Annotated in this window: 26 protein-coding genes and 1 other annotated feature; of the genes, 3 read left to right on the forward strand and 23 right to left on the reverse strand. The window is 46.8% G+C overall.

All coding sequences use genetic code 11. From position 1 onward, the window contains the following. Positions 1 to 99: 99 nt before the first annotated feature. Positions 100 to 1578 carry a stage IV sporulation protein A gene (gene spoIVA, locus BMY78_RS16145; protein WP_076288931.1) on the reverse strand — a complete coding sequence of 493 codons (1479 nt, stop codon included), beginning with the start codon at positions 1576 to 1578 and terminating at the stop codon, positions 100 to 102. 456 nt (positions 1579 to 2034) lie between these two features. On the opposite strand from spoIVA, the gene BMY78_RS16150 reads away from it, so the two are divergent. Further along, on the forward strand, positions 2035 to 2424 hold the full coding sequence (locus tag BMY78_RS16150; RefSeq protein ID WP_090900612.1) for a tautomerase family protein: 390 nt from the start codon (positions 2035 to 2037) through the stop codon (positions 2422 to 2424). Positions 2425 to 2591: 167 nt separating this feature from the next. On the opposite strand, the gene BMY78_RS16155 is transcribed toward BMY78_RS16150, so the two are convergent. From BMY78_RS16155 to BMY78_RS16235, 18 genes are all read right to left on the reverse strand, one after another. Next, a complete protein-coding gene (locus BMY78_RS16155; protein WP_256222167.1) occupies positions 2592 to 3365 on the reverse strand; it encodes a hypothetical protein in 774 nt (257 codons plus the stop codon). 35 nt (positions 3366 to 3400) lie between these two features. After that, positions 3401 to 3754, reverse strand: coding sequence for a 2Fe-2S iron-sulfur cluster-binding protein (locus BMY78_RS16160; RefSeq protein WP_090900615.1), 354 nt, complete (start codon positions 3752 to 3754; stop codon positions 3401 to 3403). A gap of 16 nt (positions 3755 to 3770) precedes the next feature. Continuing rightward, on the reverse strand, positions 3771 to 4388 hold the full coding sequence (locus tag BMY78_RS16165) for a hypothetical protein (protein WP_090900618.1): 618 nt from the start codon (positions 4386 to 4388) through the stop codon (positions 3771 to 3773). Between the two features lie 82 nt (positions 4389 to 4470). Continuing rightward, positions 4471 to 4650, reverse strand: a complete 180-nt coding sequence (locus BMY78_RS16170; RefSeq protein WP_053780676.1) for a DUF2768 family protein — start codon at positions 4648 to 4650, stop codon at positions 4471 to 4473. Positions 4651 to 4820: 170 nt separating this feature from the next. After that, the gene (locus tag BMY78_RS16175) at positions 4821 to 5096 is read right to left on the reverse strand and encodes a stage VI sporulation protein F (RefSeq protein WP_024630680.1); all 276 of its coding nucleotides are present in this window, start codon (positions 5094 to 5096) and stop codon (positions 4821 to 4823) included. A gap of 99 nt (positions 5097 to 5195) precedes the next feature. Beyond that, a complete protein-coding gene (locus BMY78_RS16180) occupies positions 5196 to 6236 on the reverse strand; it encodes an NAD(P)H-dependent glycerol-3-phosphate dehydrogenase (RefSeq protein WP_090900621.1) in 1041 nt (346 codons plus the stop codon). Continuing rightward, positions 6229 to 6852 carry a glycerol-3-phosphate 1-O-acyltransferase PlsY gene (plsY, locus tag BMY78_RS16185; protein WP_090900624.1) on the reverse strand — a complete coding sequence of 208 codons (624 nt, stop codon included), beginning with the start codon at positions 6850 to 6852 and terminating at the stop codon, positions 6229 to 6231. Before plsY ends, BMY78_RS16180 begins: the two co-directional genes overlap by 8 nt. A gap of 11 nt (positions 6853 to 6863) precedes the next feature. After that, positions 6864 to 8186, reverse strand: a complete 1323-nt coding sequence (der, locus tag BMY78_RS16190; protein WP_024630683.1) for a ribosome biogenesis GTPase Der — start codon at positions 8184 to 8186, stop codon at positions 6864 to 6866. Between the two features lie 184 nt (positions 8187 to 8370). Further along, positions 8371 to 9585, reverse strand: coding sequence for a 30S ribosomal protein S1 (gene rpsA / locus BMY78_RS16195; RefSeq protein WP_076288924.1), 1215 nt, complete (start codon positions 9583 to 9585; stop codon positions 8371 to 8373). 141 nt (positions 9586 to 9726) lie between these two features. Beyond that, complete coding sequence (locus BMY78_RS16200) at positions 9727 to 10314, reverse strand: lysophospholipid acyltransferase family protein (RefSeq protein WP_090900627.1); 588 nt, start codon at positions 10312 to 10314, stop codon at positions 9727 to 9729. After that, positions 10311 to 11015, reverse strand: a complete 705-nt coding sequence (cmk, locus tag BMY78_RS16205) for a (d)CMP kinase (RefSeq protein ID WP_090900630.1) — start codon at positions 11013 to 11015, stop codon at positions 10311 to 10313. Before cmk ends, BMY78_RS16200 begins: the two co-directional genes overlap by 4 nt. Positions 11016 to 11118: 103 nt before the next feature. Then, positions 11119 to 11343, reverse strand: a complete 225-nt coding sequence (locus BMY78_RS16210) for a hypothetical protein (RefSeq protein WP_143067039.1) — start codon at positions 11341 to 11343, stop codon at positions 11119 to 11121. Between the two features lie 71 nt (positions 11344 to 11414). Beyond that, positions 11415 to 12068 (reverse strand): flagellar brake protein, encoded by a 654-nt coding sequence (locus BMY78_RS16215; protein ID WP_090900636.1) that lies wholly within the window; start codon positions 12066 to 12068, stop codon positions 11415 to 11417. A 153-nt stretch (positions 12069 to 12221) separates the two neighbouring features. After that, positions 12222 to 13568, reverse strand: a complete 1347-nt coding sequence (ypeB, locus tag BMY78_RS16220) for a germination protein YpeB (RefSeq protein WP_090900639.1) — start codon at positions 13566 to 13568, stop codon at positions 12222 to 12224. Between the two features lie 122 nt (positions 13569 to 13690). Next, positions 13691 to 13861, reverse strand: a complete 171-nt coding sequence (locus BMY78_RS32865) for a hypothetical protein (RefSeq protein ID WP_167434663.1) — start codon at positions 13859 to 13861, stop codon at positions 13691 to 13693. 118 nt (positions 13862 to 13979) lie between these two features. Then, complete coding sequence (gene prsW, locus BMY78_RS16225; RefSeq protein ID WP_076288920.1) at positions 13980 to 14675, reverse strand: glutamic-type intramembrane protease PrsW; 696 nt, start codon at positions 14673 to 14675, stop codon at positions 13980 to 13982. A 42-nt stretch (positions 14676 to 14717) separates the two neighbouring features. Next, entirely contained in the window at positions 14718 to 15332 is a 615-nt protein-coding gene (locus tag BMY78_RS16230; RefSeq protein ID WP_090900642.1) for a genetic competence negative regulator, read from the reverse strand. A gap of 187 nt (positions 15333 to 15519) precedes the next feature. Then, positions 15520 to 15876: a hypothetical protein gene (locus tag BMY78_RS16235; RefSeq protein WP_090900645.1), complete on the reverse strand. Its 357-nt coding sequence runs from the start codon at positions 15874 to 15876 to the stop codon at positions 15520 to 15522. A 94-nt stretch (positions 15877 to 15970) separates the two neighbouring features. Here BMY78_RS16235 and BMY78_RS16240 point away from each other — a divergent pair, with 94 nt between their 5' ends. Then, complete coding sequence (locus BMY78_RS16240; protein WP_090900648.1) at positions 15971 to 16906, forward strand: polysaccharide deacetylase family protein; 936 nt, start codon at positions 15971 to 15973, stop codon at positions 16904 to 16906. Positions 16907 to 17013: 107 nt separating this feature from the next. On the opposite strand, the gene BMY78_RS16245 is transcribed toward BMY78_RS16240, so the two are convergent. From BMY78_RS16245 to BMY78_RS16255, 3 genes are read right to left on the reverse strand one after another with little or no spacing between them, the layout of a single operon-like run. After that, a complete protein-coding gene (locus tag BMY78_RS16245) occupies positions 17014 to 17838 on the reverse strand; it encodes a metallophosphoesterase (RefSeq protein WP_090900651.1) in 825 nt (274 codons plus the stop codon). Beyond that, positions 17826 to 18278, reverse strand: a complete 453-nt coding sequence (locus BMY78_RS16250; RefSeq protein ID WP_090900654.1) for a hypothetical protein — start codon at positions 18276 to 18278, stop codon at positions 17826 to 17828. Before BMY78_RS16250 ends, BMY78_RS16245 begins: the two co-directional genes overlap by 13 nt. Beyond that, positions 18275 to 18868, reverse strand: a complete 594-nt coding sequence (locus BMY78_RS16255; protein WP_090900657.1) for a CPBP family intramembrane glutamic endopeptidase — start codon at positions 18866 to 18868, stop codon at positions 18275 to 18277. Before BMY78_RS16255 ends, BMY78_RS16250 begins: the two co-directional genes overlap by 4 nt. 346 nt (positions 18869 to 19214) lie before the next feature. Further along, positions 19215 to 19445, forward strand: a binding site (T-box leader). Positions 19446 to 19645: 200 nt separating this feature from the next. Between BMY78_RS16255 and serA the strand changes: the two genes are divergently transcribed. After that, positions 19646 to 21241 carry a phosphoglycerate dehydrogenase gene (gene serA / locus BMY78_RS16260; RefSeq protein ID WP_090900660.1) on the forward strand — a complete coding sequence of 532 codons (1596 nt, stop codon included), beginning with the start codon at positions 19646 to 19648 and terminating at the stop codon, positions 21239 to 21241. 105 nt (positions 21242 to 21346) lie between these two features. On the opposite strand, the gene BMY78_RS16265 is transcribed toward serA, so the two are convergent. Then, entirely contained in the window at positions 21347 to 25324 is a 3978-nt protein-coding gene (locus tag BMY78_RS16265) for a BclA C-terminal domain-containing protein (RefSeq protein ID WP_090900663.1), read from the reverse strand. Positions 25325 to 25443: the final 119 nt, after the last annotated feature.

Consider the following 25443-nt stretch of genomic DNA (forward strand, 5'->3'; position numbering starts at 1 on the left):
GTTTTTATTCGAAACTAAAGTATCTTATCCAGTTCATCCAGAATCATGAAAATAAAACAAGAAAAAGACCGCGAGGTTTACCCCTACGGCCTTTTGGACTTACAGAATGATGGCGATTAATCCACCTGAACCTTCGTTAATGATACGTCCCAATGTCTCTTGCAATTTGTATCGTGCGTTATCTGGCATCATCGCAATTTTACCCTGAATGCCTTCTCTCACGATGGAATGCAGCGAACGACCGAACATATCTGAATCCCATACCTTGATCGGATCGTTCTCGAAGTCCTGCATCAAGTACCTCACCAGTTCCTCACTCTGTTTTTCCGTTCCGATAATCGGTGCAAACTCCGATTCCACATCGACCCGGATCATATGAATGGATGGTGCGGTTGCTTTCAGGCGGACGCCGAATTTGGTACCCTGGCGGATGAGTTCTGGCTCATCCAGTGCCATCTCAGCGAGGGATGGCGCTGCGATACCGTAGCCGGTCGTTTTGACCATCTCCAGCGCCTCAGCGAAGCGATCGTACTCCCTCTTCGCATGGGAGAATTCCTGCATCAATTGCAGCAGATGATCCTTGCCTCGAATTTCAATACCAACAACTTCCACGAGGATCTGATCGTATAATTCATCCGGTGCATACAGATCGATTTCTGCCACACCCTGCCCCATGTTCATGCCGCTCAGTCCGGCTCGATCGATGAATTCATATTCCATGAACTGAGCAACAACCCGATCCACGTCACGCAGCCTGCGGATATCCTTAACCGTGTCGCGAACGGAATTTTCGTAGTTGCTGCGCAGCCAGTGGTTTTCATTCAGTACCATCACCCAGCTCGGCAGATTCACGTTCACTTCATGCACAGGGAACTCATACAATACTTCGCGAAGCACACCTGTTACATCATCTTCGGTCATTGTAGCTGCACTGAGTGTCATAACCGGAATGTCATACTTGGCAGCAAGCTCACTGCGCAACTGCAGCGCTTCTTCACTGCGAGGGCGAGTGGAGTTGATGACCAGCACAAACGGTTTGCCCACTTCCTTCAGTTCGGCAATGACACGTTCCTCTGATTCCACATATGAACTCCGGGCAATCTCAGCGATCGTGCCATCTGTTGTGACCACCACACCCAGTGTGGAATGCTCCTGAATGACTTTGCGTGTGCCAATTTCGGCTGCTTCCTGAAAAGGAATCGGTTCTTCGAACCAAGGCGTGGAGATCATGCGTGGTCCATTCTCATCCTCGTATCCCTTGGCTCCTTCCACCGCGTAACCTACACAATCCACAAGGCGCACATTGACATCAAGTCCCTCAGCGACCTTGATTTGAACCGCGTTATTCGGTACGAATTTTGGCTCCGTAGTCATGATTGTTTTGCCAGCTGCGCTCTGTGGCAATTCATCAACTGCCCGCCCGCGGTCTGCCTCGTTTGTGATGTTTGGCAAGACAATCGTTTCCATGAAACGTTTGATAAATGTTGATTTACCTGTCCGGACTGCGCCGACAACCCCGAGATAGATATCCCCTCCGGTCCGCTCGGCAATGTCCTTAAAAATGTCCACTTTCTCCAATGAAATCCCCTCCCTAAATTACTCCGAAGGAAAAATGCTAAAGAGCATCCGCTTCGTTTTTTCAATCAGAAGACTGAAATCCCTGCAACGGTAGAGCCGCCTTTGTGAGTGCCCGGAAGTCGTCCGCCGCCGAACGTTGCATTCTGATGAAACCGGCGAAAGCGGCGTTAACTCGTACATGCAATTGGACTAGTATCATCTTATGTATCCGTATGCAGCATTATGACGCGTATTTTTTGTTTTTTTCTCAAGGTAGTTGCCTTAAGAGAATCGCCCCGCTCTCGGACTGCGCGTCTTTATTTCAATCTACTTTATGAGCGTGCCGAAGCTTTTATGCCGGATCATTGATTTGGGTTTCGTGGTACCGTTCAAGCCGTACAGGAGGTATAATGTGAGAGTAAGGCATTTTTTAGCAGAGAAGAGCAGAGATAACGAGCTGAGAAAGGTGAGATGAGCGTGGCACAGATTAAAGTATATGGACTAGGTGAGCATCTGAACCCATTGAAAGAACAGCTTTCACAAGTCATACACTCGGTTATGATGGACGTTGTGGGATTACCAGAGAACAAGAAGTTTCAACGCTACTTTCCCATGAGCACGGATGATTTTCTTTTTCCCTCTGATCGTTCAGCAGGGTACACCATTATTGAAATCAGCATGTTCGAAGGCCGCACAGATCAAGTCAAGAAAGAACTCATTCAGCAATTATTCACACGAATAGATGAACAGTTGAAATTGTCGCCTAATGATGTGGAGATTACCCTTTTTGAAACACCGCGCAGTCATTGGGGTATTCGGGGATTACCCGGCGATGAACTTGACTTGAGTTATAAAGTCGAGGTCTGAACAAAGTAATCGAAAGATAGCTTGTGGACCATATGATGGGTACTATATGATATGAACTATAAACCAGCATATAAGAAAGAGATATTCCGTGATGCGGAATATCTCTTTTTTTACTTTAAGGTCAATTCATTGGATTATGTGCATTCGAATCGAATTAACGCTCATGATTACTTTCTTGCAACTGGGGTATTATTCTGCCAGGTGTAGGCAACCGATTTTACAGGGACAAAATAAGAATGCTCCAGCAAGAAATCACGCATATCTTCCACTTTCGATGGAGGATTCTCTGACTTCTCTACAGCCTGCATAATGTCAAAAGCATAATCCACATACACATTGCCCTCATCATCCATCATGAAAGGCAGCTCCTGACCCGAATATACACTATTCAGTGTAACCGCTGGGGCACCCGCCTGTGCGGCTTGCTCCATATCTACAGCGTACAGACCCGGGTACAGTTCTTCCCCACTTGGCAGTTGATTGTTATGTACGGACTTGTACTGATTGACCATTCGTTGAACATCATTTACTTTCTGTACCGTTTGAAGATCCATGACTTTGACAGTCGGGTTCACTTCTTCATCCTGAATGAGAAAGTAAGCGCTCCCACCACTCTCAAACGCAGTGCCCGGTATTTCATCCAGATACCCCTGCTGTTTCAGCTTGGACAGATCAACTCTGAATTTTTCATATTTCGGTGTTTCCATATCTGCATTGACCATGGGCAAAATCCCTTGATCCTGTTGGAATGCTTCTACCGCAGTTTGAATACGGCTTACGCTTTCCCTATAAGCTATTTTGGGATCGGGATTACTCTGGGATTGATACATACACCCCGTTGCAGTGATAGAAAACAACAGGAATAAGAGCAGACAGGACATCTTCTGCAAATGACGCCTCTGCCCTCTTGGTTTCACGTTCTTCGTCATATTCACGTTCATCCGTATCCTCCTTGAATCGTTCCACTCAGGTATTCTTAGAACCAATCGTCCTCTTCCTGCTGCTGACGCTCCAATTGTTTACGAATCGCTGCCTTCAGCGGGTCCTCCGGAACATGAACTGTCACCGATCCCCGAACCTTCGCCTGACATGACAGCCGAGTGCCTGCATCCAGCAGTGAACCTAGCTTACGCCTCTCCGCATCTGTTGGAGGATGCAGTGCTGCAAGATGTTCCGAATCTACTTTCACCTTACACATCAGGCAGGCTGCCTTTCCATCACATCGCGTTGCTATTTTCACCCCTGCACGGCGTGCAGCATTTAATAGCGTTACCCCTGGCTTTAGCCGAATCGTTTTATTTTGCGGTAAAAATGTAATATTGTAATCCATCATTCTTCCTCCCAACCTACTGAGGCCATTCGAAGCCAACAAGCTCTTCCACTTCTGCTCTAAATCGGCTTGTCCATATATTTTGCTTCCCCAATAAAGTCATTAGAGGTTGATGTAATTCGGGCATCTGCCGAATCTGTCTTGCAATGGGTTCGTAACGATCGGCACGGCCTCTCATTAGATTGAACAACAGCTCATGAGCAAGTGGCATTAGACGCAATGTGTAAGAACCCACTTTGGCTTCAGGTGCATACTTGGCCAATACATGCTCAATTTCAATGCGGTACCAGCTTTTACGTGACCATACTTCGAAACCACCAACCAGTTCCAACGAACAAGTCCCTACCTGATAATGACTGAGCAGCGAGGCATAAGGTCCCGTCTTATCTACGACAGGCTCGTCCAGCACCATTCCAGGCGCAGATTTATGAAGCAACTTCGCGGCGGTGATATCAGCGTAAACATCAATATCTCTGGGAGCCTGCTGTAATTCCACCTGTTGGAGCAACAACCCACAGCTTCCCCCAAGCAGCCACGTATAAGGCTCTGCATCCCAAGCTTTCGCCGTTTCCAGCAAAGCCGCGTGTAATTCCGGATAGCGCTCTGTCCGATCCTCCGTTTCATGCGGCCTCATCCGCTCACTTCCCTTCATCCGTTTTCGTTGTGTCAGTTCTTATGATGTGTTTATGCGGATGTTATCTCTCAGGTGAGAAAGATCAGGTCAGAGAAGCTATTCCGCCGAAAAAGCCAATCAGCATAATGAGAAAAGCAATTAAAGAAAGAATCCCCCGTACAATGCCTTTCGTTTTGGATCGAGCAAACGTAATCAGGAATACAGATAGTCCCATAATGAGGATTGCGACCAATGATAGCCACATCTTGTCCATCGCGTTCATAATCCAGAGTTCTCCCCTTCAGTCCGTTATTCATCACTGACACTGTGACAATTGCAACTATTATAACACGAAACATTGCTCAGCTTTCCAAAAAAAAGACAAAAAGCAAGCCGGCAGATGCCGACTTGTCTTTTTGTCTTGCTCGATCGCCTGCACGCAGGCGCGATCTATTATTTTTTCATCATCATTTTCATTAATGATTCCATACTGTTTGGGTTTAATCCGCTTTTTTTGACGGCACTCACGATATCCTGAACTGTATCCTCAGATACCGGCACTTTTGCCATGGCGGATACTTGCTTGATCAGTTGGCGCAACTGAGCTTCATTCTGCATGGTGGACGGTTTTACTGTACTCGCCAATTTCTTGACGGCACCTTCCGTAATCGATTTCCCTGTTTTTTTGTTGATCGCTTTCAGCGCTTCCTTGGAAATGTTGTTAGCCATTCGTCTCCCCTCCTCCGGCAATACTCATGTGTATAATATGAGTGCACCGCAAAAAAGGTGAATAAGCTTCTCATTTCGGGAAAACAGCCTACGCTGCCATCAGGAATGCCACTGCTCCCAGGTTTCAAGCGTCATGACTTCCATTTCGGTCTTGGGATCACGTCCCATCAAAGCTTCAACAGCATCCCGCGGCTGTCTCTCCTGAAAAAGAACGTGATAAAGCTGATCTGCAATCGGCATTTGCACACCGTATTTCTGAGAAATAAAGTGGGCGGCCTGTGTGGTCCGAATACCTTCCACAACCATGCCCATGGAATTCAAAACATCGTCCAGCTTCTGTCCTTTGCCCAGCAAGGAACCGGCTCTCCAGTTACGACTATGCTGACTAGTCGCGGTCACGACCAAATCGCCGATCCCTGCAAGTCCAGAGAACGTGAGCGGATTCGCTCCCATCTCCACACCGATGCGTGTGATCTCGGCCAGCCCACGTGTTAGCAACGCTGCTTTGGCATTGTCACCAAAGTTAAGCCCGTCTGACATCCCTGCTCCCAGCGCGATAATATTTTTGAACGCTCCCGCCAGTTCTACACCGATCATATCTCGATTTGTGTACACACGGAAATAAGCATTCATAAATAAACCTTGGGCTGCCTCGGCAGAAGCTTTATCCAGTGATGCCACAACAACCGTTGTTGGGCAACGCTTAACCACTTCTTCCGCATGGCTTGGACCAGAAAGTACAACGATACGTCCTTCTTCACATTCGAGTTCTTCCGAAATGACTGTGGACATGCGTTTCAGGCTTTCTGTCTCAAATCCCTTGGTTGCATGAATGATTAACATTTCCGGTTTGTAATAGGCCTTAAGCTGATGAGCTACCGAACGCATCGCCGATGAAGGAGCAACAATTAACACAGCAGAAGCCCCTTCAACTGCCGTCGCCATATCCGTGGTTGCCTGAATACGGGGTGACAGCTCTGCATCGGGAAGGAAGCGTTGGTTTGTATGTTTAGTATTGATCTCTGCGGCCTGGTCTTCACCACGTGTCCACATGATCACATCCAGTTGATTGGCAGCCAATACACTGGCAAGTGCAGTACCCCAACTGCCCGCAACCAGAACAGCAACTTTTTTAGACAACGCGTTTTCCCCCTCCAGGGCTTTTCGATCCCAATTTATTTTCCTGTCCTTTGGCGAGCTTCGCAATATTGGTACGATGTCTCCAGAACGCAAACAGACAAATAATCAGACTTCCCCAGAAGATACTCATCGAATATCCGGGTAACACAAGGATGCAGAGCGGTGTCAAAGCTACAAAAATAAGGGAACCCAATGAAACATATCGTGTCAATACGATGGACAGGATCGCAAATACCCCGGCGCATAGCGCAGGAATAAGTGCAAGAGTCACGAGTACACCAATCGCTGTCGCAATTCCTTTTCCTCCACGGAAACGGAAGTACAGCGGCCAGTTATGTCCTGCAATGGCAGCTATACCACTAAGTGCAGGAATCCAATCAGAACCATTGCTGAACCAAACACCAATCCAAACGGCCGCAATACCTTTGAGTACATCCAACAGCAGTACCAGAATTGCTGGTCCTTTACCCAATATCCGCAAAGTATTGGTAGCCCCTGCATTTCCGCTTCCGTGTTGACGGATATCGATCCCCCGTAGTGCTTTTGCAAGGAGGACACTAAAGCTGATTGAACCGAGCAGATAGCTCAGTACAATCGCTGCGATTTGTAAAATCACAAACTTCTCCCCTAACCTTCGTCGGACTTCCTCCGAGTAAATATGCGAATTGGCGTCCCTTCAAAATCAAACGCTGCACGAATTTTATTCTCCAGGTAACGTTCATAAGAAAAGTGCATCAATTCCGGATCGTTCACAAAAATAACCATGGTCGGAGGTTTAACGGCAACCTGAGTCACATAGTTGATTCTCATTCTGCGTCCTTTATCTGTTGGTGGCGGATTAATGGCTACGGCATCAGACACTACATCGTTAAGCAGATGCGTCTGAACACGCATAGAGTGCTGCTGGGCCACACGTTGCACCACAGGCAACAATTTTTGTAAGCGTTGTTTTGTCTTAGCTGACAAAAATACAACCGGAGCGTAAGTCATAAACAGGAAATGATCCCGAATTTTTTTCTCAAACTCATTCATTGTTTTATCAGACTTCTCTACAACGTCCCATTTGTTCACAACAAACATGGAGGCTTTGCCTGCTTCAAATGCATAACCTGCAATATGCTTGTCCTGCTCAATAATGCCTTCTTCGCCATTAATAACAATCAGAACAACATCTGCACGCTCAATAGCACGCATCGCACGCATCACGCTGTATTTCTCCGTGGTTTCATAGACTTTACCACGTTTACGCATACCTGCTGTATCAATCAGCACATAGCGCTGGCCATCTTTTTCAAACGGTGTATCGATCGCGTCCCGCGTCGTTCCAGCAACATCACTGACAATAACACGCTCTTCCCCCAAAATGGCGTTCACCAATGAAGATTTACCCACGTTAGGACGTCCGATCAGAGCTACACGAATGACATCGTCATCGTAAGTCTCTTCCTCAAGTTCAGGCAATTTCTCTACGATGGCGTCGAGCAAATCACCTACACCTGTACCATGACTTCCCGATACTCCGATTGGATCACCAAATCCAAATCCATAAAACTCATAAATGAGCTCACTGCGCCCGATATTATCCACTTTGTTAACGGCTACAACGATAGGCTTGCCTGAGCGGTACAACATCTCTGCGACTTCTTCATCAGATTGCGTAATCCCTGCTTTTGCATCACACATGAATACAATAACATCCGCTTCTTCAATGGCGAGCTCTGCCTGCATCCGGATTGATTTTAAAATGACGTCCTCGCCGTCGATTTCGATACCACCTGTATCGATAATGCTAAATGGTTTACCGTTCCATTCGCCGATTCCGTAGATACGGTCACGGGTAATGCCCGGCTTGTCTTCCACAATGGCCAATCTGTCGCCGATGATCCGATTAAAAATGGTGGATTTGCCCACATTCGGTCGCCCGACAATTGCCACAACGGGTCTTGCCATACATTCCACTCCTCCTGTCCATACTTACGATACTCATCATAGCAAAAAACACCTGTCTTGGCTAACGTTTCATGCCGTTATACTCGCAATAACAACAATCGGCGAACCCGCTGGGGCTCGCCGATCTTGCTTTTATTGTTCAGCAAAATATGCAGTATATAACTAAGAACCATGCATTGTTAACTTATTTGAATTTGCTGAGTTTGTCACCGAAGCGCTCACCGAGCGTGATGCTCAGACCTTGATTGCTCAAGGAAACGTTCGGATTGTTGATTTCTTCACGTGGAGCGTTGTTTCTAGCAGGTCTTTCTGATTTTGGTGCTTGAGCAGGAGCTTCTTCAGTTTCCTTAATGCTCAGGCTTACACGTTGCTCAGAAGGATTCATATCCAAGATTTTAACTTGAACTTCTTGTCCTTCTTTCAACACTTCGTGCGGAGTGCCAATATGTTTGTGGGAGATTTGCGAGATATGCACAAGTCCCTCAACACCAGGAGCGATTTCAACGAAAGCACCGAAGTCAACCAGACGTTTTACAACACCTGTTACGATATCGCTAGAATTGAATTTGTCGCCAGCTGTTTCCCAAGGACCTGGTTGAACAGCTTTCATGCTCAGGCTGATTTTACCTTTTTCAGGATCAACTTTCAGCACTTTAACGTTTACTTTATCGCCTTCAGACAGAACGTCCGATGGTTTGTCAACGTGTGTCCAAGCCAGCTCGGATACGTGAACCAATCCGTCTACTCCGCCCACATCAACGAAAGCACCGAATTGAGTCAAGCGTTGTACTGTACCTTCGATAACTTGACCTTCTTGCAAACCAGCCATAACCGTAGCTTTGTTTGCTTCGAATTCTTGCTCAAGTACGTCTTTTTGGGAAAGGATCACTTTGTTGTTCTCACGGTCGATCTCTTTCACTTTAACACGCAATGTGCGTCCTTTGTAATCGCTGAAATCTTCAACGAAATGGCGCTCTACCATGGAAGCCGGGATAAATCCGCGTACGCCCACGTCTGCTACCAGACCGCCTTTAACAACGTCAGCTACAACAACTTCGAATACGTCTTGGTCTTCAAAATGCTTTTGCAATTGATCCCAAGCGTTTTCGCTGTCGATTGCACGTTTGGACAGAACGAGTTTTTCTTTCTCGTCGTCGATGCTAAGTACTTTAGCTTCAACTTCTTGTCCAACTTCAACTGCATCAGACGCGCTGTCTACGTGTAGGGAAGACAGTTCACGAATTGGAATTACACCGTCATATTTATATCCAATGCTCACATAGGCTTGGTTATCTTCCAATTTGACGATGGTTCCTTTTACGGTATCTCCTTTTTTCAAGGAAACGAATTGATCCAACTCATCTTGGGTTGCTTCTTGATTTTTCATTTCTTCCGACATGTCAAATACCCTCCTCAATTCAAAAACCCCATTATATTCAAACCTGCCTGTAGCAGAGTTCAAAACACTTTCAGAACTGAATGCCTAACTTAGCTTCCCTCAAAGAAATGGAAACATGCACTCAGTTGTCCGACGATGCCGTTATTTGCTCGGCACGCCTGTTTGCACCATTTCATTAATTTTGGACATAATCTTCTCCGTCGCTCTCTCCAGCGCATCGCCGGATGGATCTTCCTTGAACTCGTCCAAATTCACCGGTGCTCCATAAACCACTTTCATCTTACGAAAAACCTTGTAGTTACCGATAATAGCAGTAGGAATAACTGTAGCACCACTTCGGAGAGCGAAACTCGCTGCCCCTTTTTTGCCGATGCCTCCATCATTGTGTCGGCTTCCCGAAGGGAAAATACCAAGCACTTCACCGTCACGCAAAATGTTGAGTGAGGTCTTGATGGATTCCTTGCTGACGCCTCCACGTTTAACGGGAAAAGCGCCTACGGCTTTGATAATTCGGCCAAAGACCGGGATATCAAACAATTCGCTTTTGGCCATGAAGCGCACCTGACGACGAATCTTGATACCAACCGTTGGAGGATCAAAGTTACTGATATGATTAGAACATAAAAGTACGCCGCCTTCTTTCGGGATGTTCTCCCGTCCAACTGCCTCCAGGCGGAAAAGAATGGTGTAAATGATCCGCAGTAATGTGCTGCAAAATGTGTAAATCATAGACCGATCTCTCCTCTGACCATTGTGCAATAAGACACGATTTTGTCAACCACTTCATGGATGCTCATCTCTGTTGTGTCGAGCACAGTAGCGTCCTCAGCACAGCGAAGCGGGGATATTTCCCGACTTTCATCCAATTTGTCACGGGTGGCGATGTCTCGCTCAAGCTGCTGCAACGTCAGTCCTTCTGAGGGATCCAGTTCTTTGAAGCGGCGAAGTGCACGCTCTTCCACACTGGCAGTCATGAAGATTTTCACTTCCGCGTCGGGCAATACTGTCGTTCCGATATCGCGTCCATCCATGACGACGCCCTTGCGCAAAGCCATTTGCCGCTGTGTATCCACCAATTGCGTACGCAGCCCCTCGATTTGCGCATATCGGGACACGATTCCCGTCACTTCACGGGAGCGGATTTCCGAGGTAACATCTTCCCCATTACAGAACACTTTCTGTCCGTCGGGATCCGGTTGTAAATCAATGACCAGCTTTTGGGTTTCCTGAAGCACCTCTGGCACATCTTCCGGTGAAATACCTTTTCGAAGCATATGCAGGGTTACCGCACGGTACATTGCGCCAGAATCGACGTATATATACGCGAGCGCCTCTGCAACCAATCGGGCCACCGTGCTTTTCCCGGCACCGGCAGGTCCGTCAATTGCGACGTTCATCTTCCCGTTCTCTGATGTGTTCTGGCTTGCCAACGGGGCATTCCTCCTCAAACGATAAGCCTCAATAAAAAAACAGGCATTGCCTGCATCGTCAAAATTATACCACACTATACACATGGATGCAAAAACAGACAAATCAGTGATGTGATTGTTCGTGTACCGTTTGCATCTGAATTGGTGTTCCTTCCAGACGATCAATGGAGGTCATATTCTTTTTCATATCAGGCACAAGAAGTAATAACTGATAGATCACAAGCAGAACAAGAAGAGCTGTAATCAGCAGCAGAGCCCTTCTTTCCATTCGTTTGGATAAAACATAATACAGGCGCTCGTATCTGCGGGATGCATTGCGATTGTTCACAAGCTGAACCTCCGTTTTTTCCATTACAGTGCCCACTGCTGCACCTTTTTATCCCAGCCAATCCCCATTCTTTATTTCGTGCGATAATCCAATTGCCGTTCAAAGCAAAACTTGATGATCTTCTGTCGTTCCGAATCCGTAATCTGCACAAACTTTAACATGCATAGCTGTCTGCCCGTCTCCAGTGTTTTGATCCGAACCACTTCAGCTTCAAAATTCGCATGCTCAATCACTGCATTCCGATAAGGAATAAGCAACCAGCACTTGAGCTTCTGCCCTTCCGCAATAACAAAACCGGGTTCACCATAAATGGACAATCCCCCGCCGCCGATATCTTCAGTCAAGCCCACGGCTCGGGTTAGATCTTCGCTCTGGATGGCCATTTCAAGGTTTGCATGAACACGCAGAAAACTGCGACGCTGGATTTTGGTGATGTCGTCCGGCAATGGCTTGCGAATTCGTACTAGCCGAACTACATCTTCTTCAAATCCGGTCACATACGTGTTGAAATAATGACGAACCCCGTCTTCTGTAATATACGAAATGGACAATTCCTCACCAAAAAACAACCGTTTCAACCGACTGCTTCCCTGTTGCATCGGAACTTCGATCAGGAAACTGTTGTCATCCACATCCGCTATGCGTGATTTATATTCTTTGCTTTCCTCTTTTTCATCTGCAGAGGCAATCTGGATGTATAAAACTTCATTTATTTTGGGAAACAAGCTGTTCACCGCCACCTTAGCTTTTTATCTTCGTATCGTATGTACAAGGACTATTATACCATGACCTTTCTCATAGTGGACAACAAAAAACAGACCACTACGTGGTCTGTTTCAGTAATTCATTTTCATTTATCATGCTCCCGGCTCTTGATGTTATGTGGTCTCATTCACCGGTTTGATTTCCTCAACGGCTTCTTCCGTACCTGTATCGGCGTTGATGTAAATTTTATATTTTGCACCATTGATGCGTCCACCGAATTCGTAACACAGAACTTCTTTGCTGTAATCATTCTTAATGAGTGATTTGCGAGCGTAGCTCTCCTTGAATTCCGGATTCAGCTTTTTGCGGGCTTGTTCAACCGTGAGCGCTGCTTTTGGAATCTCCCGCTTCTTCTGATGCTCATATACAAAATCACTTGCCTGAAAGCCGGTAACATCCCCATTATCAAGGCCAACCCGAACAGACATTTTTTCTGGATAGATCAGGGTATCACCTTGTTTACGGACATAGGTCAGGTTACCGAGATTGCCAAATTCGTCATAATTGACTGCCTTCATATCTTTGTAACCCTTATTGGAAAGGAAATGATCTGCTTTTGCCATAGCTTCCTTACGTGTTACTTTCTTTGTTCCGATTGGCCGAGTGTCACTGTAAGAGATGAGCAGACCGCCATTACGCGTGAAGTCCATACTCAATTTGCTGTCTTTGGATTGATCAATCGTGGCTGTGTACGATTCCCAGTCTGTACCTTTACCATTTTCCTGTACTTGAATCTTGCCGTGTTCAGCATTCGAAAACTTCGCAGCTTTAGTTTGGATCTGCTCTTTGGTCACAGGTAGACCATCCAGCTTTTTCACCGAACGTTTGGCATAAATGCTGGAGACTGAAGGGCCCCAATCAAGTTCAGGATATTCCTGTACCTTTTTGTTAACCGTCCGGAATCCATCCACGATGGTATTGTCCATCGTTTGCTCTTCCGTTGCCATAGCCGACTCGGCATCCATCCAGCGTAAACGGTCGGAAATGACTTTCTGCTGTACATCCTGCAAATTTTTGGTAATCTCGGATGAATTCGCATACAGTTTTTTCAAGTTACCCATTTCTTTCTCACTTAAAGGTTCATTGGTCAGATCACGCATGGACGCCTGATAAGCAAAGTTGGAGATGCGGGAGAGAAACTCCTCCGTTTCACTGAATGGCAACATCGTAAGCGGCAATTGGTTAATCTCATTCTGCGCTTCACTGGTAAGTCGCCATACATTCATCAGACCTTTGCGATGCATCCCTTGGGACGTAGCATGGACGGCCAGTGTATTCCCAATCTCCGAGTGCAATTTGTCCATATGAAAAGATAAATCGTGAAAGGCACGCTGATATTGATTCTCTGCCTTGATCAGAATTGCATTTTTCTCCTGGTTCTCTTGGTAACCCCATACGAGAGCACCGATTAACAGAACTGCAAATATCGGAAACATAACTGAACTTAAACGTTTATACATCGGTAGAGTCTCCTTTCTTCTAAGCCACTACCTCTATTGTGGATCGAAGAAAGACCTCTTATGCATGCGATTTCCAGTCTGTCCAATGACGGGCTTATCACGCATGATCCCAAACGGTCTGTTTAATTCAATTGCACCCAGCTTGTGCCGCCATCTTCCTCAATTTCGAACTGGTCCCGATTGTCACACAAACACTGTTTAAAACCGGTCTCAATTCTTCCTCTTTCCTTCTTGCCTCGCAGTGTAAAACGTTCTCCGCATTGTTTGCATCTGATTTTAATTTTGATTCTCATCACGCGTATCCCCGTTTCTATTTGTCTTTCCCCGGGAATTTTTATTTTATTGCAACAAAAAACACACCGGGGCATTAGGCGCAGGTTGCGCTCCATGTCCACCAGTGTGTCCGTATTTTTATAATTTAATCTCTTCCTCACGCTTCACAAAACGGAAAGGAGAACGATTGTTGGCCCTTGTAATTTTGCCCATCGCTCCGTACCATAATCCGGCCATCAACGGCGCAATGAACCACAACCAATGATTGACCATCGTATTCATAATGACATCGTAAAGGGCATGCCAGAAGAACGGCAAGACGAGTGAAAGCATAAGAAACCAACGTTTTTTCTTGCCATCCGAGAACTTGGCCCGCCCCATGTAATAACCCATAATTACTGCAAACATGGCGTGACCCGATACAGGAAGCAATGCACGAATGAACATGGCTGAGACGGAAGCATTCCCCGCAAAGGCATACAACACATTCTCAACCGTAGCAAATCCGAGTGAAACAGCTACAGAGTATAGAATCCCATCATAAGGCTCGTCAAATTCGGTGTGGTTATAGATGATATGGTATATCACAAACCATTTGACGAACTCTTCAACCCCACCCGAAATGAGGATGGCTTCAACATAAGGATTATCTCCAAGCCAGATCATCATGCCACGTTGAATAATCATCACAGGCAATACCATCAGAATCCCCATGAGGAAGACTCGAAATACCATGTGAAGAGGTTCAGAGTCATAACGGTCTTTCAGATAAAAGTATGTTAACAAGGCGAGACCCGGAGCTACTGCTGCCGCTAAAACCGAAAACAAAAGCACCGAAATTCCCTCCTCCAACTAAGACGCGATTACAACTAGAGCTTAATCCTGACGTTTGAAGTGGGTGCAGATAACCTCAACCGCTTGTTCAGGCATAACAACCTTTCCGTACTCTTCCATGACGGCAGGGGTAACGGAAGATCCTTCACCGAATTCAGCAAGCAAGGCAATCAATGCTGCATGTTTGGTGGAATCCAAGTCATCCGGTTCAAAATGCAAAAACCACTTGTCTTTATAGGAATAAAGTCTTCCGGCATCCGTTACGTGCTGATGCAACATATGTGCAGCCTCAATTAGCACTTCAAAATCTTTGAATGCGTAGACGATGGAATCGCTCTGCTCAAGTGTAACTTCCATCTCATATACTTCTTCAGGCAAATCATCCTCATTACCTGAACCATATTGTTGCGGATCATATTTCCCCCGGGTGACAATGACAACCATCCCTTGAGCGGGAAGTGCGAATACTTCGACAGCAAGTGGACCTGTAGCATCAAATCCAAGTTCGGAATAGGCCTGGTCCATCATTTCAGTGAACAGTTCATGAACTTTAGGTATTTCCTGCCACATATCTTCTTTTTGTATTCCGCGCTCGCTCAGATCGTCAAAGGTCAGGAAAATCCGTATCTTATCGTGACTTAATCGTTCTATTTTCATACAGGATCTCCCCTTTATAAGCAAGTCTTATAACAGATTATGAAGCACAAAACAATATGTGCTGAAAATAAATCTATGTAGTTATGTTATCATTTTATACCTGCAAATGCACGAAGTAAAATCGACAAAAAAAGAATCATTCCACATCAAAACAGGACTGTGGATGATTCTAATGGGAGGTTTGTGTTTATAAACCCGGTACTGTTGTGTTTGTTTGAGTTAAAATTTGCTCAACTTCATGTTTAACATCCGGATTGGAGCGAATAAAATCTTTGAGCATGTTCATGTTCTCTTCTTTTTCCTGCGGAGTGATCGGCTTAGCACTTTTTTTATGCGTGCTTTTGTGGGAATCTCCGCTCTGTTCGTTTGGTTTGGAGCTGAATCCGTCCATGCCCGGGAACGTCATCTCCATCATTTTGTGTTTGGCCTGATTCATCATGTTGCGGGATGAACCGGAAGACAGCATTGACATTTTACCTTTGGACAGCCAAGTGCTGGCTGCTACGCCAATTACAACACCCCAGAAAAAGGATGACGCCTTCATTACACCAACCTCCTTTTAATGTTAAAATCACAACTAGTGTTTGCGGGAGTGCGTCATCTCATTCCGCATAAATACAGGAAAGCGAGTTGAAATCATGATTAGACACACCACCGCCTTAATTATGATCGCATGCATGCTGTTGTCAGCTTGTAGTACAACGGAGGAAAAAACACCTGAATCCACGAACTCCAGCAATGATTCGGTTACTTCAACACAGGAGCAGCAGAACGAGCCAACTTCCGCTGGCACAGGTGAAACACCAACCACGGATTCCTCGTCCTCAACGGACTCCAATTCGGATCAAGAATCACCAAGTGATGACAAAACATCCCCGACAGAAAAAGAAGGAACTGATATTACTTCAGGATCACAAGCAACCGAAGATAATATCGAAAAAACGTATCACATGAACGCCAATTACTACATCAAACCCAACGATAAGACGAGCGAAAGCAAGGTTGTATTATTGACATTTGATGATGGGCCCAAAGAAGAAAAAATGATTAATGGATTAATCGATACCTTGGATAACCATGACGCGAAAGCGATTTTTTTTGTTAACGGCTACCGCGTGAAAAGTCATCCCGAGTTGCTCAAGATCATTCATGAACGTGGTCAAGTTGTAGGAAATCATGCGTGGGATCATGAGGATCTGAAAAAAATGTCCACCACAGCAGCCGCCAAACAGGTAAACGATGTGCAAAAGATTGTGAAAGAAACGATTGGTGTGGAACCTCAGTTTTTCCGCCCGCCGTTCGGTTCTGGAAATGATGCACTAAAGGCCACAGTCAAGAAGAACGGCATGTTATACATGACATGGTCCAATGGTTCGCTGGATTGGGATAAGAGCACCAAAAACAAACCGGAGAAAGTGATCCAGAATGTGCTCGATCAATTAAATCCAGGCAGTAATATTTTGATGCATGAGTTGCCATGGACGGTTGAAGCGTTGGATGAGTTGTTAACCAAACTTGAACAGAAAGGCTACTCTTTTGTCGATCCTCGCTCCATTGAACTGGAAGCACGCTGAGCATCGATTATTTGCCCAACATTCTGCTTACTATCAATCATTGATGAGTTGGAATTGACATGAAGGAACTTACAAATTTATAACAAACAGCCTTGGTCCTAAGCGGATCAAGGCTGTTTGTTTGAGAGCACTCGCAAAGTAATCATATGCATTTCTGCGGGACAACAAAGTCTGAACGGCAAATGATTTGTTCCGTATCCTCTGCTTACCAGCATTTTGCCTGCTTGCTCGGTATCATTATCATCCTTTTTCAAAGAGAACCATCCGCTAGACACGGAGCGATACGCTTTGTTAAGAAAGACAGGGCCGAAGCCTGGAATTACCAATTGTCCTCCATGTGTGTGACCACTCAATATCAGATCAACAGGAGCATTCAAATGAAGAGCCTCTAAGGGATCATGGACGATGGCAATCTTGCAATCTTTGGTGTCCAATTCTGCAAGCAGCGAATCCCCTCGCCGTGAACGATAATCAATTCCGACCAGGCATAATTTACTTTCTCCTTTACGAAGATAAGCGGTAGAATCCTGTAAAAGATGAACGCCCGTATCTCGAAATATACGTTCAAGATGCACAGTTCCTGCTCTTTTATCATGGTTTCCATACACTGTAAAGGCAGGTGCGATATAAGATAACAAGCTCATATTATGTCTGACGATGGGCCATGAAATTCCTTTTTCCGCCACATCTCCCCCAATGATAACCCAGTCCACCTGATTCCGAAGATGTTCCAGGTCATTCTTTTTCAGCATGCGTTTATGGATATCAGATACATACAGGATTTTGCTGCCATCAAAAGAAGAGGGCAAATTCGGAACTTCAACCTCTTCTGAAACAATGTGATGAAGGTGCGCCTCACGCCACATATGAACCAGCAAGGCAAACACGGCCAAAATAACGGCAACGATCCACGCCAGTATTACCATGGCCATGGAAGGAAAGTATCCAATGAAGGTGCTCCTTTTATCCCCCACCAAACCAGACTGATTGTAAGCAAAACAAATATAAATATGAGCGAGTTAACAAATCGTTTACTGAGACGTAAACGGCGAGATGGATGAAGCTCAGTCCGCGTAGGAAGTGTACCCGCTTCGGAAACGACTTCATCTGATGGCTTTTGTACTTTATTGGCACGTGCTGGAGCCCGCCGGGGAAGTACCGGACTTTCCAGCGATGATGCATAAGACTTGCGTTGTGATCTTGGTATGGAGACCGAGGTAATTGGTGTGAGTCCTCCCACCTCTGAGGCAGCAGCTGATTCAACAACCAAATTTACCTGAGAAGCTTCAGGACGCTCAGATGTCTCTGTTTTATCCGAGTGACGATGGCGCTGACTGCCGTAAGTCTTCATTCTACTTAATTGCTGATTCATGATCCCCTCCGAAAACGTATCGCTAATCCAGACACCAAATCAATAATAAAATGACATAATATAGGCGCCCATAATGTGCCGGATTGCATATAAATCCAACCCAATCCATAGCTCGAAACAAATACCCAACCAGTTGGAATCCAGTGCCGCAAATAGCGTATATGGATGACCGCAAATAAAATACTTGTCCAGTAAGGACCTAACGCATGTTGTATGGCTCCACGAAATAACAATTCCTCACAAACAGCAACGATGGCCGCTATGCATACAATGTGCCAGATTGGACGCTTGCGAAACAGCATCTCATTAATTCCCCCATCGTCCATGCTCTCTTGAGGAATAACATAAGAAAGAATCAAGTCCATAACAAGCATAATGCCAGCAAGACCAAGCCCCCACCATATAAACTGGTAACTGTCTGGCAACGCAAGTACATCAAAAAGATTTCTCTTCTGCAATAAAATCCATACAACCCCAATGATCAAAGTTAACCCTTGTGTAAAGTATAGATTGATCAGAAGCAAACGCTCGGTGAGTTGCTGTGGTTCAGCCTTCTGAATCTTGAACTTGGGAAACTTTAATTTTTTCATCGCCTGTGTCTGTCCTCTTGACTTATATTTGATGGATAACAAATTCGTTGTCCAATCGGATAGTATACTAAATGATAGCCAAAAAACCAAATAGGTTCAAGGCCTGCCCCAAGTCCCGGTTTTTAAGCGAAGCGATATCTATTGAATTAGTTCATTAATGTGTTAAAATCCGATTCACAAAACAGCTTGTAATCGAGCTATTTTGAACGATCAAGGAAGTCAATTCTTTACATCTATGCGCCTTCTCCTCCACTGAAGAAAATCTTATTAGTAAATCGAATTAAAACATTTAAGCCTATTGACATGCTCATGTCAGCCATGATACATTATGAAAAAATTAGTCACGTTAAACACGATGATGGAAAAAAGATGTTGCTTTGTCTTACAGAGAGCCGATGGATGGTGTAAATCGGTGGCAGGCAAATGATCTTGAGCGCTCCTGAGTTATTGCATTGAAATTGGAGTAGGTGCAATCGGTTTAGACCCGTTATCCTCTTCGGTCTTCATTGACCGCTAAGACTGTCGTTGCGAAACGGCGGTGAATTAGGGTGGTACCACGACAACTCTCGTCCCTTATTGCGCAAGCAGTATGTGGATTGAGAGTTTTTTGATTTATTTTAGAGTAAAAACGTGGAAATCGCCCTATTCGCTACACCCTCCTCCTCTACTGCGACACCGCGTTGTTGGAAGGAAGAGTTTTAATGGTTTTAAGGAATGCCTCTTTCGTGAGGTGAAACCTTGACGATATAGATACACATACCTAAGGAGGAAGAAACCATGTACAAAGTGTTAGTGTCGGACCCGATTAGTGATCTGGGAATTCAGCAGCTGGTGGATGCAAATGATGTTGTAGTTGAGAAGAAAACAGGTCTTAGCGAAGATGAGCTTGTTGCAATTATCGGCAATTATGATGCCCTTCTGGTTCGAAGTCAGACTCGTGTAACAGATCGTATTATGACAGCAGGTACAAACCTTAAAGTCATCGGACGTGCTGGCGTTGGTGTAGATAACATTGATTTGGAAGCTGCTACCCAACGCGGTATCATTGTTATTAATGCCCCTGACGGTAATACGATTACGACATGTGAGCATACATTTGCCATGATGATGGCACTGGCACGACATATTCCTCAGGCATATGCCAAAACCATTCAAGGTACTTGGGATCGTAAAACCTTCCTGGGTGTAGAGTTAAGAAATAAAACGCTGGGTGTACTTGGTATGGGACGAATCGGTAGCGAAGTAGCTAAACGTGCCAAAGCGTTCGGAATGGATATCCTGGCTTACGACCCGTTCCTCACTCAAGATCGCGCAGAAAAACTTCAGGTTAAGCTGGCTAGTGTGGATGACATCATTCGCAATGCCGACTTTATGACCGTTCACACACCATTAACACCTGAGACACGCCATATGATTTCCCGCCCACAATTCGAAGTAATGAAAAAAGGTATGCGTATTATCAACTGTGCCCGTGGTGGAGTCGTTGACGAAATGGCCCTTGTAGAAGCAATTGATGGAGGTATCGTTGCTGGTGCAGCATTTGACGTATTCGAGAGCGAACCACCCGCTGCTGATCACCCGTTCCTGAATCATCCTAGCATTATTGTAACGCCTCATCTTGGTGCATCCACAGTAGAAGCACAAGAAAATGTAGCGATCGACGTATCCGAGCAAGTCCTGCATATCCTGCGCAATGAACCGTTCAAAAACGCAGTTAACATGCCTGCAGTAGCCCCAACTGTAATGAACAAACTGCAGCCGTACTTTAAACTGGGTGAAACACTGGGTAGCTTTGCAGCTCAGATCACTCAAAATGCAGTTCAGGAAATTCGGATCGACTACGCTGGAGATCTGTCGGAAGTGGATACTTCGCCTTTGACTCGTTACATTGTAAAAGGTATTCTGGCAAGACATTTAGGCGGAGAAGCCAATATTGTCAACTCCATGCATTTGGCTAAAGTGCGGGATCTCAACGTAGTGGTTAGCCAAACGTCGGCGACGAAAGGATTTACAAATCTGATTACCGTCACACTGGTGACGACTCAGGATGCCGAGGAGCGTCGTGTTGCGGGTACACTGCTCGCCGGTTACGGTGAACGTATCGTGCGTCTGGACAAATTCCCAGTAGATATTGCTCCCGAAAGTCACCAGATTCTGATTTCGCATAATGATAAACCGGGGATTATCGGACGCGTTGGGACTTTGCTTGGAGAGAACGAAGTTAACATCGCCTCCATGCAAGTCGGACGTAAAATCATTGGTGGGGCAGCTATCATGATTCTGACTGTTGACAAAGAAGTTCCAAAAGATGTTCTGGTGCAACTCGCTGCTCTTCAGGAAATCAATACAGCCGTTGAAATCGTTCTGAATTAATTATTGTCGGACTATTCACTCATAAGATAAAAAAGAGGCGAACCCTTATTGGGTCGCCTCTTTTCTATAAACTCAAACTTCTTTTTTAAGATCGTAATTCATGCATTAACTTAATTGAATAATGTTTATTGTAGCTCCTGGTGGAGAGAGGACAGCTGTAGCAACAAGACCAAATAATTGGAACTGTATTGTAGCTCCAGCAGTTACCGTCACAATAAAGTCAGACTGTAACTGACTGAGGGAAAGTAATGGTGAAACTACACTCGCTGGAATTGCTGCCCCGTTAAGTAATATACGGGATTGAATAGCAAGTGCGGCTGTCAGATTTATTTTGTAAGAGATATAGTAACGCCCTGCATTGGCAAGAGTGAAAGTATCATTCGCTCCATTGATGGTTATGCCAGTGCCTATATTTTGGTTGTTTGGTAATGGTATTAGTGTTCCACCCAAAATAACAAGGATGGTTCCATTTGTGTTTTCACCAAAAGCTGAATTAGATGTTACAGAGGTTCCTGTGGCTCCTGTTGCACCCGTCGATCCAATATCCCCCGTAACGCCTGTCGCTCCTGTGCTTCCAGTTACACCGGCTCCTGTGGCTCCGGTAACCCCAGTTGTTCCGCTTGCTCCTGTTGCACCCGTTAAGCCAGTAACCCCAGTGGCCCCGGTTATTCCTGTCTCTCCCGTAACTCCAGTTATTCCAGTTGCTCCTGTTGCACCCGTTAAGCCCGTAACCCCAATGGCTCCGGTTATTCCTGTCTCTCCCGTAACTCCAGTGGTTCCGGTTACACCTGTATCACCAGTTGCTCCTGTTACTCCTGTTACTCCTGTTACTCCTGTTACTCCTGTTACTCCTGTTACACCAACACCCGTAGCACCCGTTACCCCCGCAGCCCCTGTATCACCGGTAACTCCAGTGGCTCCGGTTACACCTGTATCACCAGTTGCTCCTGTTGCACCTGTTACACCAACACCGGTAGCACCCGTTACCCCCGCAGCCCCTGTATCGCCGGTAACTCCAGTGGCTCCGGTTACACCTGTATCACCAGTTGCTCCTGTTGCACCCGTCGCTCCTGTTGCACCCGTCGCTCCTGTACCTCCGGTTGCCCCAGTTGTTCCTGTGACGCTCACTCCAGTGGCTCCGGTTACTCCCGTATCTCCCGTGGCCCCAGTACTTCCCGTTACACTGTCACCGGTGGCTCCGGTTACACCTGTATCACCAGTTGCTCCTGTTGCACCTGTTGCTCCTGTTGCACCTGTTGCTCCTGTTGCACCCGTCGCTCCGGTACCTCCGGTTGCCCCAGTTGCTCCTGTGACGCTCACTCCAGTAGCACCTGTTACTCCCGTCGATCCAGTATCCCCCGTAACGCCTGTCGCTCCTGTGGTTCCAGTTACACCGGCTCCTGTGGCTCCGGTTATTCCGGTTGCTCCTGTTGCACCCGTTACTCCCGCAGCCCCTGTATCACCGGTAACTCCAGTGGTTCCGGTTACACCTGTATCACCAGTTGCTCCTGTTACTCCTGTTACTCCTGTTACACCAACACCGGTAGCACCCGTTACCCCCGCAGCCCCTGTATCGCCGGTAACTCCAGTGGCTCCGGTTACACCTGTATCACCAGTTGCTCCTGTACCTCCAGTTGCCCCAGTTGCTCCTGTGACGCTCACTCCAGTAGCACCTGTTACTCCCGTTGATCCAGTATCCCCCGTAACGCCTGTTGTTCCTGTGCTTCCAGTTACACCCGTATCTCCGGTTGTTCCGGTACTTCCGGTTACACCCGTATCTCCGGTTGTTCCGGTACTTCCGGTTACACCCGTATCTCCGGTTGTTCCGGTACTTCCGGTTACACTGACCCCTGTTGCACCCGTTAAGCCCGCAACCCCAGTGGCCCCGGTTAATCCCGTCGCTCCGGTGATTCCTGTCTCTCCCGTAACTCCAATTATTCCGGTTGCTCCGGTTGCTCCGGTTGCTCCGGTTACTCCCGTGGCTCCGGTGCTTCCGGTTACACTGACCCCTGTAGCTCCAGTTACCCCCGTAGCTCCTGTATCTCCAGTCGCCCCAGTTACACCCGTATCTCCGGTTGTTCCGGTACTTCCGGTTACACTGACCCCTGTTGCTCCGGTTACTCCCGTATCTCCCGTGGCTCCGGTACTTCCCGTTACACCGACTCCGGTAAACCCTGTCGCTCCCGTAGCTCCTACTCCAGCCAGCAACGTATAATCCGGGGATGTTCCCGGCGTTCCCGTTGGCGATGCTACATTTGCAATATACGTACTGCCATCAAACGTTACGACTTGACCCGCTGGATATGTTGGTGCTACTGCCGGGTCGAATGGAACGACGCCTGTCAAACCTGCACCGGTGACTCCCGTTACACCCGTATTTCCGGTTGCGCCCGTTACACCGACGCCGGTTGCCCCTGTCGCACCCGTTGCCCCAGCACCAGCCAGCAACGTGTAATCTGGGGACGTTCCTGGGGTGCCTGTTGGCGATGCGACATTCGTAATATACGTGCTGCCATCAAACGTTACGACTTGACCCGCTGGATACGTTGGTGCTACTGCTGGGTCGAATGGAACGACGCCTGTCAGGCCTGCACCGGTGGCTCCCGTTACACCCGTATTTCCGGTTGCTCCCGTTACACCGACGCCGGTTGCCCCTGTCGCACCCGTTGCCCCAGCACCAGCCAGCAACGTATAATCCGGGGATGTTCCCGGCGTTCCCGTTGGCGATGCGACATTTGCAATATACGTGCTGCCATCAAACGTTACGACTTGACCCGCTGGATACGTTGGTGCTACTGCTGGGTCGAATGGAACGACGCCTGTCAGGCCTGCACCGGTGGCTCCCGTTACACCCGTATTTCCGGTTGCGCCCGTTACACCGACGCCGGTTGCCCCTGTCGCACCCGTTGCCCCAGCACCAGCCAATAATATGTAATCAGGGGATGTTCCCGGCGTTCCCGTTGGCGATGCGACATTTGCAATATACGTGCTGCCATCAAACGTTACGACTTGACCCGCTGGATACGTTGGTGCTACTGCCGGATCAAACGGAACAGAACCACCGAGTCCCACACCTGTTACCCCGGTGGCTCCAGTAACTCCGGCCGCTGCTAGCAAAGTATAATCCGGTGAACTACCCGGTGTTCCCGTTGGCGATGCCACATTAGTAATATAGGTACTACCGCCAAATGTTACAATTTGTCCTGCCGGATAACCTGGTGCGAGCGCCTGATCGAATGGAATAGAGCCCGTAAAACCTGCCCCTGTTGTTCCAGTCGTTCCTCCTGACAAAAACGACGTGTAGTCTGGAGAACTTCCCGGTACTCCGGTAGGATCATTCACGTTAACAACATAAAGACTGCCGTTATACGAAACTACTTGACCTTGCACATAGCCAGGTGCCTGAGCTGGATCAAAAACGGATATATCATACAGTCCAACTCCCGGCAGCCCTTGCGCACCTGGTACACCTTGGGGCCCTTGAGGACCTACCGGACCTACCGGGCCCACTGGCCCAACTGTCCCCCCTGGGCCAGCCGGACCTGGGACTCCGGGAACACCTGGAACTCCTGGAACTCCTGGAACTCCCGGGGGGCCTGGAGGACCGGGTGTTCCCGATGTACCAAATGAACTGGTAGCACGACTCAAGGATACAGATATGGAGCGAATCAATCCGACCAGTTTATCTTTTTCCGCAGGCGGAACTTCCAGAAGCAACGTTATACTTAACAAATCATCGAGCAAATTTTGCAAGTTGCCAGCCAGATTGATGACGGCTACAGGTACAACTTCAGAACCTGCTATAGTTAGTTCCAGAACGGATTGTAACTCCGCTTTCACCCCAGCTCGAAAACCAGAGGTATTAACAAAAGTGAGCAAACTCCGTAAACTGTTTTGCAACGCGAGAATATTAGACGCTGTAGGCTGACTTACAGCTACAGGAATAGTCAATGCCAGTGCTTTCAAAATGGACTCAAACTGCTCCACTTCACTCGATGTAATTGGAATAAACGGTGATCCCGCTCGAAAGGATCTTCCTTCTAAAAAAGCTTTAATATTCACCCTTTTTCTTTCATCAGACATGCCTAATCCACTCCTCCTCTAACTTCTTCGCTTTTCAAGCTTATGTTTCATAAGAGGTAAAATTATCTTGGACACCTTTTTGATGCAAAAAAAGTGAACATACTTGTTCCACGTTGAAC

The sequence above is a fragment of the Paenibacillus sp. OK076 genome (genome assembly GCF_900110055.1).
Classification (GTDB): domain Bacteria; phylum Bacillota; class Bacilli; order Paenibacillales; family Paenibacillaceae; genus Paenibacillus.

Bases quoted from the DNA above. Each gene is read 5' to 3' on its own strand.
- BMY78_RS16155 (WP_256222167.1), bottom strand. From the start codon at position 3,365: ATGAACGTGAATATGACGAAGAACGTGAAACCAAGAGGGCAGAGGCGT.
- BMY78_RS16160 (WP_090900615.1), bottom strand. From the start codon at position 3,754: ATGGATTACAATATTACATTTTTACCGCAAAATAAAACGATTCGGCTA.
- BMY78_RS16165 (WP_090900618.1), bottom strand. From the start codon at position 4,388: ATGAGGCCGCATGAAACGGAGGATCGGACAGAGCGCTATCCGGAATTA.
- BMY78_RS16170 (WP_053780676.1), bottom strand. From the start codon at position 4,650: ATGAACGCGATGGACAAGATGTGGCTATCATTGGTCGCAATCCTCATT.
- BMY78_RS16175 (WP_024630680.1), bottom strand. From the start codon at position 5,096: ATGGCTAACAACATTTCCAAGGAAGCGCTGAAAGCGATCAACAAAAAA.
- der (WP_024630683.1), bottom strand. From the start codon at position 8,186: ATGGCAAGACCCGTTGTGGCAATTGTCGGGCGACCGAATGTGGGCAAA.
- rpsA (WP_076288924.1), bottom strand. From the start codon at position 9,585: ATGTCGGAAGAAATGAAAAATCAAGAAGCAACCCAAGATGAGTTGGAT.
- BMY78_RS16200 (WP_090900627.1), bottom strand. From the start codon at position 10,314: ATGATTTACACATTTTGCAGCACATTACTGCGGATCATTTACACCATT.
- ypeB (WP_090900639.1), bottom strand. From the start codon at position 13,568: ATGTATAAACGTTTAAGTTCAGTTATGTTTCCGATATTTGCAGTTCTG.
- BMY78_RS32865 (WP_167434663.1), bottom strand. From the start codon at position 13,861: ATGAGAATCAAAATTAAAATCAGATGCAAACAATGCGGAGAACGTTTT.
- BMY78_RS16230 (WP_090900642.1), bottom strand. From the start codon at position 15,332: ATGAAAATAGAACGATTAAGTCACGATAAGATACGGATTTTCCTGACC.
- BMY78_RS16235 (WP_090900645.1), bottom strand. From the start codon at position 15,876: ATGAAGGCGTCATCCTTTTTCTGGGGTGTTGTAATTGGCGTAGCAGCC.
- BMY78_RS16240 (WP_090900648.1), top strand. From the start codon at position 15,971: ATGATTAGACACACCACCGCCTTAATTATGATCGCATGCATGCTGTTG.
- BMY78_RS16245 (WP_090900651.1), bottom strand. From the start codon at position 17,838: ATGGCCATGGTAATACTGGCGTGGATCGTTGCCGTTATTTTGGCCGTG.
- BMY78_RS16250 (WP_090900654.1), bottom strand. From the start codon at position 18,278: ATGAATCAGCAATTAAGTAGAATGAAGACTTACGGCAGTCAGCGCCAT.
- BMY78_RS16255 (WP_090900657.1), bottom strand. From the start codon at position 18,868: ATGAAAAAATTAAAGTTTCCCAAGTTCAAGATTCAGAAGGCTGAACCA.
- serA (WP_090900660.1), top strand. From the start codon at position 19,646: ATGTACAAAGTGTTAGTGTCGGACCCGATTAGTGATCTGGGAATTCAG.
- BMY78_RS16265 (WP_090900663.1), bottom strand. From the start codon at position 25,324: ATGTCTGATGAAAGAAAAAGGGTGAATATTAAAGCTTTTTTAGAAGGA.